The sequence below is a fragment of the Bacteroides sp. RCH18 genome (genome assembly GCF_058231005.1).
This window is the reverse complement of sequence record NZ_JBIPTC010000001.1, coordinates 2,722,725-2,736,699: the sequence shown is the minus strand read 5'-3', so window position 1 is coordinate 2,736,699 and position 13,975 is coordinate 2,722,725. Positions and strand designations below refer to the sequence as shown.

The following is a 13,975-nucleotide window of genomic DNA, read 5'->3' as shown; positions in this document are numbered from 1 at the left end:
TATGAATAGAACAACAAAAATACTTTGTAGTAGTTTGCTACTCCTACTCTTGATGATAGGAGCAAAGGCTCAAACAATAATGGGCGGTAATGTGACAGTATCTGACCTTGCCGTGTCTCGTTCGGAAGATAAATTGTTCGTATCAATGGATATTGATGTTTCGGCATTGAGTGTAAAAAGTAACCGTGAAGTGATTCTTACGCCTAGACTGTCAGGAGAAGGTAATGAACTGAACTTACCTTCGGTGATGATAGCTGGTCGCAACCGCTATTATCATCATCTGCGCAATGGCTTGTGTACGGATGATATGATGCTTTATCAAAAAAGCAAAGTATCTGTGGTCAAATATCGTACAGTGGTACCTTATGCCGATTGGATGAAACGTGCCACGCTCAGTACGGGCAATGAAACATGCGGTTGTTGCGGCGAGGCACTTGTTGATGGCAACGAGCCTCTGTTGGTGCTTCAGTTGGAGCCGAAAGAATTTGTGCCTGCCTATGTATACATTCGTCCGAAAGCAGAACCAAAAATTAATGTATTGGAAGGTTCGGCTTATATTGACTTTCCTGTGAACCGAACAGAAATCCATGAGAATTATCGTCGTAATCCGGCTGAATTACAAAAGATACTTAATACTATTGATGCGGTGAAGAATGATGTGGATACACGGATTATCTCTGTCAGCATCAAAGGATATGCTTCGCCTGAAAGTCCCTATTCGAATAATGAACGTCTGGCGATGGGACGAACGAAGACATTGAAAGAGTATGTACGCAAACAGTACGATTTTGCCGATTCACTATTCATTACCGATTACGAGCCGGAAGATTGGGCAGGACTCGAACGTTATGTGGAAAACTCGTATCTCGAAAACAAAGCAGGTATTCTGGCATTAATCCGCAGTAACCAGGAACCGGATGCAAAAGAACGTAGCATCAAGACTGCCTTTCCCAAAGATTATGCATTCTTACTGAAAGAGGTTTATCCGGGGCTTCGTCATTCAGACTATGCAGTCAAATATGAAGTGCGTACCTATACTGATATCAACGAAATCAAGCGTCTGATTAAAACACAGCCACAGAAGTTAAGTTTGAATGAGATGTATCTTGCCGCACAGGATATGAAACTGGGGAGTGAAGAATATAATGAAACATTCGAAGTCGCTGTACGTATGTTCCCTGATGATGAAGTGGCTAATCTGAATGCTGCAAATGCCGCAATGGCCAGGGGGGATATGAAGAATGCGGAATATTATCTGAAGAAAGCTGGAAACTCACCACAGGCTGTTTATGGTCGGGGAACATACGCTGCCTTGAAGAAGGAGTTTGATATGGCAGAGAAAATGTTTACTGAAGCTGCACATAGGGGGCTGGCTGATGCAGAGGGGATGTTAAAGCAAATAGAAGAGATAAAACATTAACAGGATCTAAATATAAAAACATAGAAATTATTAATTCATTCAAAGTTGCAGATTATGAAAAGAATTAGCAAGTATTTTTTATGCCTTTTTGCCGTAGTTCTCACAGCAGGTTGTGCTGAGGATAAACTAGGTGAAACAGAATTTGACCCTACTGTTTATGAGGGAGATAAGGCATACATGACAGTACAGGTAACTATGCCGTCTGTACCTGGTTCGCGTAGTAATACGGTTGAAGGTGGTGGCAGCAATGTTGGTGTCGAAATCGGTAAAGATTATGAGAACAATGTGAAAAGAATGTATGTGGTACTTGCCCGCAGCACGGATAATGCATTCATTGCTTTTGGTGACATGTCGGACAAGATGAAACAATCCGCAAATAAACAGGCTTATATTGGGACTTCCGAAATAACTAAAACGCAATTGTCTCAGTTCTATAATGATACAGAAACACCAACTGATAAAAAGGAAGTGAATGTATTTATATTTTGTAACCCGACAGATGAATTGGTAGAACTTATTAGTAAAACTGAATATAAGAATACGACATGGTATAATGCAATTTGCAAGGGTGACGATGAGGAATTAGGAAAGATATGGAGCAAGAATGAAGGTGGCAGCTTTCTGATGTCCAACTATTCCATAGCTAAGCGCTTGCTCCCTAATACGATGAATGACTGGTTGTTATATAATGAAGCCACTCCGTTTAATCTTTCCGGAATAAACAATGCGAGAAGCTTGTCACAAGTAGACAACAGTGTAGGTGGTGCAGTGAAAGTAGAACGCGCAATGGCACGTTTCGATTTTAGAGATGGTAGTCGCAGTTTGCCTGAAAATATACGTCCTCAGAAAGGCAACACTTATCCGGTTGTACAAGATATTGCGCCGGACGGAACACCTGGGGATTACATTGTAAACGTTGAATTAGGTAAAATGGCTTTGGTGAATATGAATAATAGTTTTTATTATTTGCGTCGTGTATCTGATAATGGACTTCCGGCACAAGCTAGTCTTTGCAGCCCGGAAAAGCCCTGGTTTACCGCTGTGGGAGGTGGGGAAACTCATCTTAATGGTAATTATGTCGTGGATGTGTGGGCAACCGAGAAGAATCAAGGCATTGAGACTAAGAAATTAGGAGAGTATTTTAATTACCCTCTCTTTCAACCTGACGGCTCAATAGACAATACAAAGCAAGATCAATGGAACACGCATCTATTATCTACGGTTCTTGGGGGTGAAGAAGATACAGATAATAGCTGGAATACTGGTAACAAATATGGTGACTATCGTATATGGCGGTATGTAACTGAAAATACAATTCCGGGACCGGTTGACAGGCAGGTAAACGGTATAACAACCGGTATTGTTTTCAAAGGAAAAATGGTAGCTACTGAAGCTGCTGCCGCTAGCACTGACGAAGATACCAGGCACTTGGCAGAAGTTATTAATTACACTGCTACTGGTTTAATGAAGGATTCTTATAAAGATCCGATTATTTATATGTTCGGCGGCAATTTGTATGTAAGTTGGCCAAATGTGCGAAAAGCAGTGAAAGCTGTTGCATACAACGAAGAGACCAAAACATGGAGTCGTTCTCATCCGCTTTATGTGGCTGTATATGGTACCGGTGGTACAGGTGAGGAAGGGGATGCTAGCCCTCAAGATGAAAGTAGTGCTAATTCAAAATGGAACACTTGGGACAGAAACGACAAAACACTTGAAGGTTCTTATCTCAGTGATTTCAGACAAGCAGCTACTGATGCCGGCATAACCATCTATCAGTCAAGCGAGGACAAAGACGGTGGTTGGGGCTATTATTGCTACTATTATTATTGGAATCGCCACAATGACAATGGTGTGGAAGGTGAAATGGCTCCGATGGAGTTCGCTGTAGTTCGCAACAATGTTTATAAACTTGCTGTAACTAACATTTCCCGTCTTGGGCATCCACGTATTTCAGATAATGACCCTGATAACCCAGGTCCTGATACTCCCGATGAGCGAGGTGATATTTATCTGACAGTTTCGGTAGATGTATTGCCTTGGGTAGTTCGTGTCAATAATATCGATTTCTAAGAAACCAAAGATGCATAATAAAAAACGAAATATAATTTCAGGGTTTATCAGTACGGTGCTTGGCATCGTACTGATAAATTTTGCCTTTTCATCGTGTGAGCGTATTTATGAAGATCTTGCTCCATGTCCGCATGGCGTGTCACTACGCTTCATTTACGACTACAATATGGAATATGCCAATGCATTTGCTAAGAAGGTGGATTGTCTGACATTGCTGGTCTATGATGAAAATGGCAATTATGTGGATACTCGCATAGTGACGGGTACGGAGTTGCAGGACGAGAACTATCGCATGAAGCTGGACCTCAAACAAGGAAATTATCATTTCGTAGCTTATGGTGGTCTGGCTTGTAATAAGAGCTCTTTCCTTATGAAGTATACCCCCGGAGAAGGAACTGGATATACCGATTTGCAAGTGGAACTAGATTCGGAATGCTTGACAAATCCTAAACGAAAGAACTTGCACGGTTTGTATTGGGGTGAACTTACTCTTGCTACTGCCGACCTTTACAGTGAAGGCACCGTTGAGATGATGAAGAACACCAATAATATTCGTGTTGTGTTGCAACAAATGAATGGTGAGCCGGTAGATGATAAGAAATTTGAATTTGAAATTACCGATGATAACATACTGTTCAGTTATGATAATAATTTGCTTGAGAATGGTATGGTGACATACACTCCATGGGCACAAGGGCAAGCTTCGGCAGGATTCACTGATGAGGGAAGAGAAGTGGTGGTAGCTTATGCCGAACTATCTACTTCACGGTTGATGGTGCGTGATTGGTACTCGCCTAAGCTGACGGTGCGTCGCAAAGCAGATGGTGTGGAAATTATCAATATTCCACTTATTAACTATTTGCTTATGCTTAAGAGTGATCTGTATGCAAGCATGGATTCGCAGGAGTTCCTCGATCGTGAAAGTGAATGGTCAATGATATTCTTCTTAAGCCCGAATCTTGAATGGATTAAAACTTATATTAAGATAAACGATTGGACTGTCAGAATCAACGATATAGGACAATGAAGAAAATCGCATATATCATTATACCATGGGCTATTTCTCTTCTTTTTCGGGGGTGTGCTCATGATGCAGATAGTGAAATGTTTGACAGGGAAGTGCCGTTAGTGAATCTTAATATCAGCGTTGCCCTGTCTGACATATCGCAATCGGGTACACGGGCCAGTGACATCTATCCAGAGGCTCCGGTAAATGATAATGAAAAGATGAAAACGTTGCGTATTATTGTTGTACGTAACAATGATAATATAGTGGAACATAACCGGATTTACAATTTGGAGGTTGCATCTACCGATTGTTATAGCGAGCCGATGAAAGTTATCGGAAACGAAAAGAAACGAATTTATTTGTTTGCAAATGAAGCTACGGAAATAAAGACAACGGGATTTTTTCCGAAACGTAAATTGGTAGAGTGTGATTTTGAGAAAATTCAGCCCGGAAGCTTATTCTTTACGGATTATATATCCAGCCTGACCATTCGGTTAGGCAGTAATATGGAGCGAATCGACGGTCCGTTGCCGATGAGTGGACTTTATATGGTAGATGTGCCTGCCGAGGATTGTGAACGTGAGCTTTCCATAATGAGAGCGGCTGTTAAATTTACTTTCAATATAACGAATAAAAGCAGTCGGTCCATAGAAATCACGAAACTGACTATTGATAAAATGGCAGAAAGGGAGTATTACTTGCCACACAATGCTACATATATAGAGAGAGAAATGACGGAGGGAACAAAGTTCTGGGACATAAATAGTTTCGATGTTCCTACTTTGAAAGGGTATTATACATATGATGCGTCATCGTTGTTTAAAGGGCAACTGCTTCCGGGAGATGAAAATACGAAAACTAATGAGCAACCGATTTACCTGTTGGAGGGGAAGCATAGTGATGACAACAATAAGGAAAATCCTTATCTGCTGACTTTGGGTGTCAACGGAACTGAATTGAAAAGTTACTTGCCAAATCTGCCACAGTTGCCGCGAAATACACATGTGGTGGTAAATATTACAATTAATGAACATGCAATGGATTGCATAGTAGATGTGCGTCCTTATACCGAAATCACACTAGAACCCGATTTCGGATTATAAAAAAAGAAAGGAAAGATTTCCTTAAATAACTTTATACAGGAAAATATGAAACGCAACATTATTTATAGTCTTACAGGTATGCTGATATTTGTCTTGACTGCCTGTACGGATGATTGGCTGAACAACGAAGGCGAAAGAATGCCGGAAGGAGAAGTCAGTGTGAGTGCTACTGTAGAGTTTCTTCCTCTTCGGCCGGCTCTGGATGTAAACACTCGTACGGCAGGAGATGTAATCAAAGACATCAATGATCTTTGTGTGTTGCTGTATGATGAGGAAGGAAATCTGGTGAAATCGTACTATCTTCTTCCGAAAGGTACTGCTTCAACGGAAACTACAGATAGATTCGATGTTGATGATATTGACCGTGCAGACACAGATGCGGAAGGAGGCAAAACGGCGGAAGCCAAAACCAAACGGGCTACCTTCAAGTTGGCTCAAGTTCCTTACGGCTATTATTATATGTATGCGGTAGCAAATATGGGTAACTTGGCTGAGTTAGAAAAAGATAATATACAAACAGTCGATAAACTGAAATCGATTAATCTGACATGGGAAGCAGAAAACTGGTTCGCGACAGAAGAAACTGTTGATGGAAAAGTGACAAGAGCTACTAAAAACCATCAGATGTTTGGCTACTTCACAACAAAAGAGAATGCACCTGCGGGGGCTAACCGCAATACGGAAGCTTCACGAGTAGCTATAAATAAGAAAGATATGGAATTGCACGCATGGATTCGCCGCGCAGCTTCCAAAGTAACCATTGCTTATGATGCCACTGGATTGAAAGAAGGAGTTTTTATTTATTTGAAATCGGTTCAGATAAAGGATATTCCTGTTAATTGCTACTTGGGAAAAACAAACACACCAAGTGAAGATGAACAATCGTCTTTAATAAAAGACGGAGAAATCATAAAGTATTATACAGGAACTACCCCACCTGCATTTGACGAATTTTATCCGGTACGTTTAGCTACGGGGAGAGCTTATTACCCGTGTGAAGAGAATGGAACTTTTAAATATGGACACGAAGAGGCAGCTGATGCTTTGTTTTTCTTTGAGAATATGCAGGGGGACCAGCCATATGATAAACGCCAGGATGCAGATGGAGATAAAGAACTGGATCATCCCGGATTACCTCCTCATCTGCAACAGCCGGACAAAGATTATTCAAAATATAGACCAAAAGATAACGTACCTTATGGTACATATATTGAAGTAGACGCTTATTATCGTTCTATTAATGAAGAAAAAGTAGGTAGTGGTGATATTAAATACCGTTTTATGCTTGGCAAAAACATTACAACAAACTATGATGCCGAACGTAATCATCACTATAAACTTACATTGAAATTTAAAAATTTTGCAAATGATGCAGACTGGCATATCGAATATGCTGAACCGGAACCAGGTATTGAGGTGCCCAATCCCTATTATATTTCCTATTTATATAACAGAACGATGGATTTGCCTATAAAAATAAATCCTGGTTATGCGAAAGTGGAAAGTGTGAAAGCGGAAATACTCAACAATGGTTGGGCGCCTATTGGTGCAGATGCTAATAATTTTGATTATTATCATTTTGATTTGGAAGGCAAGAATGTATGGAATGGATTTCTTTCTTTGCGCCGTACTACTGCAACCATACTAACGACAACAAAAGCAGATGGTAATGAGGATTCAGGTATTGTTTATGCAGAAAGCAACCAGGAATACTATAACCGAACTCAACGAGGAAATCGCGAATATGCCGTAGATCCAGGCATTCACGAAGATACTGAATATGGTAATTATTCTGTGCGTAAAGAAGAGGGGACGAATATACTTCATATGAGTATACCTTTATATACACGTGCGAAACAGATGATTGCAAAAACTAGTTATACCGGGAATAATCCATATGTAGCCTACCGGCGTCAGGCAAAAATAAAAATAACCGCGACTTTATCGCAGGGTGAGCCATTAACAGAAATAGTTGATATATTCCAGGTACGTCGCGTAGTCAATCCTAAAGGAATATATCGACGGCATAATAATGACAAGCCTTTCCATGTCGTTTTAAAACGTTTGGCACGGGAGAATGCTACAAATTTCGAAGAATTTACTTCCGAGGGGGCTTGGGAAGCTGTTGTTGCAGCGACAACGCACGAAGGATTTGTGAAGTTAGAAAAAAGTAGTAGTAACAAGTACACGAGTATAGATGAACATGGTACACTTAAGGGGCTTTCCGGTTCAGTAATTGATTTCAAAATTACGTTCAATGGTACATGTGCAGAAAATGAATCCCGCCATGCCGTTATTCGTGTCAGTTATCACAACAATACTTGCAATCACCTTATATTTGTCCGCCAGGGCTATGCTCCTGTAGCTTTGCTTGACGAAGGGCGGGCTTGGCATACGTTTAATATGAAGACTCCTACGGAGGAAACAGATTCGCCGGTAGAAGAAGGGTCATTGTTTAAGTGGGGAAATCTGAATGAGCCAATTGATGCGTCAAGTAATAAACATGAGAAAGAATATTGGATAGAAGTGCAGCCGAAAGACTTTAAAGATGATAAAGCCAAGCCACTAGAGATTGCTGGAAAAGGGACTACTAAATTGTGGGATGAAATCACATCTCAGCCTTTTAATACCCCTTTTGAAAAGCCTAAAATTAATGGAAAAGAAGTGGAAATTGCCAATTACGATGATTATAATGTATTGTATAAAAGCAAGGATATAGAAATGGGCTATGGTGTACTCTATGGTGATGATGCCGAGGAAACACTTTCCAATATCAATGAAGTATACGGATATCGTTATGATAGTTTCGGCACATATGGTATGCGTGGTTGTTTTATATATAATAAAACGGATGGGCGGAATCTATTCTTTCCGATAGGAGCGTCAGGCTATGGACATAGAAAACAAGGATATGGTGATATGAAAAATTGGCAGGGCGTAGTTACTGGTCAGGGCTATATACATGGTGAGACAAAGAATACAGTTGTACTCCGTTATTCTGCTGGACGTAGTGATAAATTCAATATGACGGCAGGTGATGAGAAACCTTTGTTTTATGATTTGTATATGCGTCCGGGGGCTATCTATTGGTTACAGCAGATATATCCACCAGGGCGCGATGGAGAAAGTGATATTATGGCGTGGGATATTAATTACTTCTCTTTTGATTTTAATTTGATTTCTAAAAGTAATGTTTACGCAACTCTTACTGGTGAAAATAAAATAGAAACGCCTAAAAGTGATGCATGCTTTATCCGTTGTGTAGAGCCATGATAATCTTATTTATTAATAATGTAGCATTGGAAAACTAAGGGCTGACTTTTGGGTCAGCCCCGCCAATACTCTTTTGGTATACTATAATGATTTAAGTATAATACTGTTTGCTTTATCTACTATGGAGGCGTCTAACGAGGCTAGATAAATACGTGTTGTGTTTTCGGAGTCATGTCCCATAGCTTCGCTAATAACCGAGATAGAGATATTTTTACTCTTGGCAATGTTTGCCCATGCGTGGCGGGCGACATATGTTGTTAGTGTGACGGGGATCTCTAACATTTGTCCTATTACCTTCAGTTTTCTATTAATCAAATGTGAGGCATTTTTATATTCTCTTCTTGGGTCTTTACCGTTATTTTTGATGATAGGTAGTAGATAAGGGCTTTCTATAGTGTTATATTTATCGACAATTTTTTGCATGGGCTTTTCCCATTTAATGAACAATTGTTGGTCGGTTTTATGTCTGCGGTAGGACAGAACTCCATTTTGCAGATCTTTCTTTTTCAGATATGCCATGTCAATGAACGACATTCCGCGGGTGTAGAACGAGAACATGAAGATGTCTCTTGCATAATCCATCAAAGGGTTTGTGCTCAGATCTAAATTTTGTATTTGGCGAATTGTTTTTAGAGATACAGCTCGTTTTACTGTTTTGTCAATACCGGTATACACATACTTGAACGGATATTGTTGTTGTGTTAACTCTTTTTCTACAGCACGATTGTATATTGCTCGGAGATTCCGCATATAATATGAACAACTGTTTGGACAGACACCGCAGTTTTTAAGGTATATTTCATATTTTATCATCAGATTGGAATTTACATCTTCAAGTAGAACGTCACCATTATTGTCCATAAAACGCTTGAAACTGTTGTATGCTGAGGCATAAGACTCGGCAGTGCGTTCTTTGCCGATTTGTTTTAGTTGTATAATAAGATCTTGTGCGAATGATAGAAAACTGTATTTATTGATGGGGGGAATACGGAATAGCTCTATTATTTTTCCGGAGGTAAAAGGATTGCCCGAATGTTCAAGTTTTGAAATGATATTTTTCAGTCTATGCATGTCTTCTGCTATTCGGCTTGTTAGTTGAGTGAGAAAACGTCGTCTTATGTCATTATTGTCCGGAAGAATGATGCAAGCCAAATGCTTATCCCATTCTGAAGGAAAAATTTTATAGCCGGTATTGATTTGCCTGGTTACTCTGGCATGAATGATTTGATAGAACAATACGCCTTCTTTTGTTTTCACGGAAGAGGTACGGAATTTGATTTTTATTGTTGCCATATCTACATGATTTGTTATATTAAACTATAAATAAATGAATATAACAAATGAGCATTTATCTGTCTCTTTATAAAATTAATCCTTTGTCATACAGAAAAAATGCTTGATGGAAACATTTTATTTATCATTCATTTAGGATAATAGAAAACATATTTGCTATAGAAAAAGTTTGTTCATTAAATGAATTTTAAAGTGGGCGAAAAGCTGTTGCTTAACATGAGATAATGATTGAATAAATGCTGTACCAAAATCAATTGCAGAATGGTATCATATTTATGTTGATTCTCATTCCTATTGGTTTTACCTGTTCCAGAAAAAGAAAAATCCCTGAATTTTGAAAAAAATCAGGGATTAATATTGTCTTGCTTTTTAAAAGGTGGTGCCACCAGAAATCGTCATTTTGACTTAAGTGGCTGTATTTCTTATAGATATATTTTCAAAAAAGAAGTAATCTCCCGCTATTGCTCCACCAAATTTTTGCACTGCTTTGCGGCGAAATTCTTCACAACACATTTCCTTTTGCAAATATACGAGGAATCGTCATAATTTGGAAATTTTGGAGACAATTTTATGTGTTAATTCTTCATTGAAATATTCATAAAGGCATTATATGTGTTTTGTAACAAGAAATGTGATTGTAATCTATTGAATAATAGATTTTTGAAGAAGAGTATAACAATGGGTAACGATGTAGAAACGAGCGAACTTCTTTAGTTTGCTGTGTTTTTCCATTGCTTCAAATAACTCTTATAGCACAAAAATAGGGAATAAATTCAATTATCCTTGCATATTAAGAAATATTATTTTAGCTTTGTTCGCAATTAGTCGTTTGACTAAAAACAGTAATGGAAATATCAGTAGAAGAAAAGATTATAGATGCAGCCCGTGAAATATTTTTCGAGAAAGGATATAACGGTGCTACAATGCGAGACATAGCTTCTAAAGCAGAAGTAAATCTTGCATTGTTACATTATTATTATAGAACTAAAGAAAAAATATTCGAGATAGTCCTTAATCAAGCATTTGTAACTCTATTTAAGCGACTAAATAAGATTTTTACCTCTGATGTAGATATTTTCCATAAAATTGAATTAATGGTTGAAAGCTACATAAGTGTTGGTATTAAACATCCCAAACTTCCGGGTTTTATTATGCACGAATTGGAGGTTAATAAGAAGTTAGTTGAACCTCTTATTTTGAAATATAAAGAAGAGCAGAATGCAAATAAGAATTTGTCTATGTTTTATGCTGATGTACAGAATGCTATTGATAGCAATATTATAAAAACGATAGATGTTGATTCTCTGTTTATTAATATTTTGTCATTATCCTTATTCCCGTTTATGGCAAAAAATTTCTTATCAGGAATTGTATTGGATAATAAAAAATATAGTCATTTTGTAAAAGAAAGAAGTAAGCACGTCAGTAGCTTTATCATTAATAGTATAAGAGCATAATTTTTTTTGCTACTAATTTAGTCAAATGATTAAATCAAATGTATAATAAATATGAGAGTAACAATCATCAACGGAAGCCCTAGAAAGAATGGAGCGACTGCAAAAATCTTAAAAGAAATCAAAAGTCGATTGGAAACAAACGATGATATATCAGTTTCATACTATGACATATCATCAAAACCGATTCAAACATGTATTGGATGTATGCGATGCTATAGTACGGGTAGTTGCCACATGGATGATTATGCAGAAGAATTAAATGCTGCAATTAAAGATTCTGAAGGAGTGATTATTGGACTACCTACTTATGTAAGTAATATTCCGGGCATACTTAAAAACTACATAGATAGAGGGCATTTTGTGGTAGAACAAGCCTTGAATAATAAATATACTTTTTCCGTAGTAACGTATGAAATTGCAGGTGGAGGTACGGCTCTAAAAATACTCAATAACTTGTTTCGATATTCAAGCGGTATCATAGCTGGTTCTATTTTGTGTAAAATACAATTTAACACCAACCCGCTTTCTGACCGAATGATAAAACAAATCCATCAAAAAGCAGATACTTTTTACAGTGCTATAAAAAAGAAGAAGTCAAAAACGATTATAGATGTTATTGTGAATTATATCGCAATACATATGCTGATAAAGCCTTTTGTCCTGAAAAGTAGAGATAAATATACTTATGTGATTAATAGATGGAAAAGCATCGGGGTTATAAAATAAGGCTTGGCATATTTGGCTCGTTCATAATATCGTCAATACTAATATGTTCAATGAATACGACGCAGAAAATAGAAAAAGTTAATAATCCGCTTCTGAAAACTGTAAAACAGCAATGGAGTGGAAATATTACCATTAATGGACGTTTCTACAATGATTCAATCATTGTAAAATCGCCTGTATGGAGTGTATTAAAATGGAAGTTAAGTTCTAATCCTCAAAAATTAGAGAAACAAAATGATATATCTAGGTTAGAGGTAATCCATATCAATGATTTTGGCAGTAAAGAAGATAGAATAATTTGGTTGGGACACTCTTCTTTTTTTATTTCGATTAATGGCGTAAAGTTAATCACAGACCCTTGTTTCTTTGATTTACCAACAACAAAACGGAAAGTAGATTTACCATGCAATATTGATTCATTGACAGATATAAATTATCTGCTTATCTCACATGACCATCGCGACCATCTTGATAAAAATACAATTGATAAAATTGTAGCTAATAATCTGTCTTTAATGGTTCTTGCTCCTTTGGGAGTAAAAGCTATATTAAAAGATATTGAAATGCAGGAAGCTGGTTGGTATCAGGAATTTCAGATTGACAAGGATATTCGGATTATTTTTCTTCCCGCTAAGCATTGGGGACGTAGAGGATTAAACGATTACAATAAAGTTTTGTGGGGTAGCTTCTTAATTATAGATGGAGATAGGAAAATCTTTTTTGCTGGAGATAGTGCATACGATAAAATGATATTTGAAGACATACATGCACTATTTGGAGATATAGATATTTGCTTGTTACCTATTGGAGCATATTCTCCACAATGGTTGATGGCAAGAGAACACATGAATCCAGAGGAAGCATTTATAGCCTTTCATAATTTAGGTGGAAAACTCTTTATTCCGATGCATTACGGAACGTATGATTTAACCGATGAACCGATGGGCGAACCGATAACGAGATTGAGAACCGTTGCCTTTAATTGTAATCAAATCGACCAAATTATGGAATTGCCAGTCGGTAAAGAGTATTATTTTAACAAAAAACGGAATGGAGCAAAGTAATATTGCATATAATGGTAATAGTTTTCTTATATGGGGATATTCAACTGTTTTCTTTTCCCTCTTGGTGTTTATGTGCTTGAAACTAACCGCTGATGAACTTTATTATTGTTTATATGCTGGTGTTCCAATTTCAGCTAACTTAATCACTCGCTTAATCCAAAAGAGTAATAGTAAGAGCAGAACGGAAAATTTAATCAATAAAGTATGGGCACTATTCGGAGGATTAACACTGTTTTTATGTATTGGGCGATATTATTACACTTTTCCGTTATTAGCCTTTATATCTTCTCTAATGGGAGTTGAAACCATAGTCACAGGAATAATCATTAAGTATAGAATAGTTGTAATACTGGGGTTGGTAGGCATTGTTGGTATGATGTCGCTTTTATTAATATCTGGATATGAGCAAAATTTAATTATAACAGTCGTATTCTTTTTTATCTCTGTAATTCCGGGACATATCATCAATTGCAGAAATATAAGAATATGATTTTAAAGTCATAGGTAAAAAAAGACTTTGGTCTTATTATTAATATTCACATTAAAAAATTATGCCT

Annotated in this window: 10 protein-coding genes; 9 read left to right on the top strand and 1 reads right to left on the bottom strand. The window is 37.6% G+C overall.

Features of this window, described 5'->3' with window-relative positions:
* Nucleotide 1 precedes the first annotated feature (1 nt).
* From ACHLI0_RS10905 to ACHLI0_RS10885, 5 genes are read left to right on the top strand one after another with little or no spacing between them, the layout of a single operon-like run.
* Nucleotides 2–1,420: a DUF3868 domain-containing protein gene (locus tag ACHLI0_RS10905; protein ID WP_490749162.1), complete on the top strand. Its 1,419-nt coding sequence runs from the start codon at nt 2–4 to the stop codon at nt 1,418–1,420.
* A gap of 54 nt (nt 1,421–1,474) precedes the next feature.
* Nucleotides 1,475–3,493, top strand: coding sequence for an Mfa1 family fimbria major subunit (locus ACHLI0_RS10900; protein WP_490749161.1), 2,019 nt, complete (start codon nt 1,475–1,477; stop codon nt 3,491–3,493).
* Between the two features lie 10 nt (nt 3,494–3,503).
* On the top strand, nt 3,504–4,520 hold the full coding sequence (locus tag ACHLI0_RS10895) for a FimB/Mfa2 family fimbrial subunit (protein WP_054959071.1): 1,017 nt from the start codon (nt 3,504–3,506) through the stop codon (nt 4,518–4,520).
* Nucleotides 4,517–5,605, top strand: a complete 1,089-nt coding sequence (locus ACHLI0_RS10890) for a hypothetical protein (protein ID WP_221647283.1) — start codon at nt 4,517–4,519, stop codon at nt 5,603–5,605. The genes ACHLI0_RS10895 and ACHLI0_RS10890 overlap by 4 nt, the downstream gene beginning before the upstream one ends.
* Before the next feature lie 45 nt (nt 5,606–5,650).
* Nucleotides 5,651–8,878: a DUF4906 domain-containing protein gene (locus ACHLI0_RS10885; protein ID WP_490749159.1), complete on the top strand. Its 3,228-nt coding sequence runs from the start codon at nt 5,651–5,653 to the stop codon at nt 8,876–8,878.
* 81 nt (nt 8,879–8,959) lie between these two features.
* On the opposite strand, the gene ACHLI0_RS10880 is transcribed toward ACHLI0_RS10885, so the two are convergent.
* Complete coding sequence (locus tag ACHLI0_RS10880; RefSeq protein ID WP_234119622.1) at nt 8,960–10,171, bottom strand: tyrosine-type recombinase/integrase; 1,212 nt, start codon at nt 10,169–10,171, stop codon at nt 8,960–8,962.
* Nucleotides 10,172–11,016: 845 nt separating this feature from the next.
* Between ACHLI0_RS10880 and ACHLI0_RS10875 the strand changes: the two genes are divergently transcribed.
* From ACHLI0_RS10875 to ACHLI0_RS10860, 4 genes are read left to right on the top strand one after another with little or no spacing between them, the layout of a single operon-like run.
* Nucleotides 11,017–11,628: a TetR/AcrR family transcriptional regulator gene (locus ACHLI0_RS10875; RefSeq protein WP_490749158.1), complete on the top strand. Its 612-nt coding sequence runs from the start codon at nt 11,017–11,019 to the stop codon at nt 11,626–11,628.
* Between the two features lie 51 nt (nt 11,629–11,679).
* On the top strand, nt 11,680–12,354 hold the full coding sequence (locus ACHLI0_RS10870; protein WP_490749156.1) for a flavodoxin family protein: 675 nt from the start codon (nt 11,680–11,682) through the stop codon (nt 12,352–12,354).
* A gap of 50 nt (nt 12,355–12,404) precedes the next feature.
* Entirely contained in the window at nt 12,405–13,418 is a 1,014-nt protein-coding gene (locus ACHLI0_RS10865) for an MBL fold metallo-hydrolase (protein WP_490749155.1), read from the top strand.
* The gene (locus ACHLI0_RS10860; protein WP_490749153.1) at nt 13,405–13,908 is read left to right on the top strand and encodes a hypothetical protein; all 504 of its coding nucleotides are present in this window, start codon (nt 13,405–13,407) and stop codon (nt 13,906–13,908) included. The genes ACHLI0_RS10865 and ACHLI0_RS10860 overlap by 14 nt, the downstream gene beginning before the upstream one ends.
* Nucleotides 13,909–13,975 lie beyond the last annotated feature (67 nt).

Bases quoted from the DNA above. Each gene is read 5' to 3' on its own strand.
- ACHLI0_RS10885 (WP_490749159.1), top strand. From the start codon at position 5,651: ATGAAACGCAACATTATTTATAGTCTTACAGGTATGCTGATATTTGTC.
- ACHLI0_RS10860 (WP_490749153.1), top strand. From the start codon at position 13,405: ATGGAGCAAAGTAATATTGCATATAATGGTAATAGTTTTCTTATATGG.
- ACHLI0_RS10880 (WP_234119622.1), bottom strand. From the start codon at position 10,171: ATGGCAACAATAAAAATCAAATTCCGTACCTCTTCCGTGAAAACAAAA.
- ACHLI0_RS10905 (WP_490749162.1), top strand. From the start codon at position 2: ATGAATAGAACAACAAAAATACTTTGTAGTAGTTTGCTACTCCTACTC.
- ACHLI0_RS10875 (WP_490749158.1), top strand. From the start codon at position 11,017: ATGGAAATATCAGTAGAAGAAAAGATTATAGATGCAGCCCGTGAAATA.
- ACHLI0_RS10890 (WP_221647283.1), top strand. From the start codon at position 4,517: ATGAAGAAAATCGCATATATCATTATACCATGGGCTATTTCTCTTCTT.
- ACHLI0_RS10865 (WP_490749155.1), top strand. From the start codon at position 12,405: ATGAATACGACGCAGAAAATAGAAAAAGTTAATAATCCGCTTCTGAAA.
- ACHLI0_RS10895 (WP_054959071.1), top strand. From the start codon at position 3,504: ATGCATAATAAAAAACGAAATATAATTTCAGGGTTTATCAGTACGGTG.
- ACHLI0_RS10870 (WP_490749156.1), top strand. From the start codon at position 11,680: ATGAGAGTAACAATCATCAACGGAAGCCCTAGAAAGAATGGAGCGACT.
- ACHLI0_RS10900 (WP_490749161.1), top strand. From the start codon at position 1,475: ATGAAAAGAATTAGCAAGTATTTTTTATGCCTTTTTGCCGTAGTTCTC.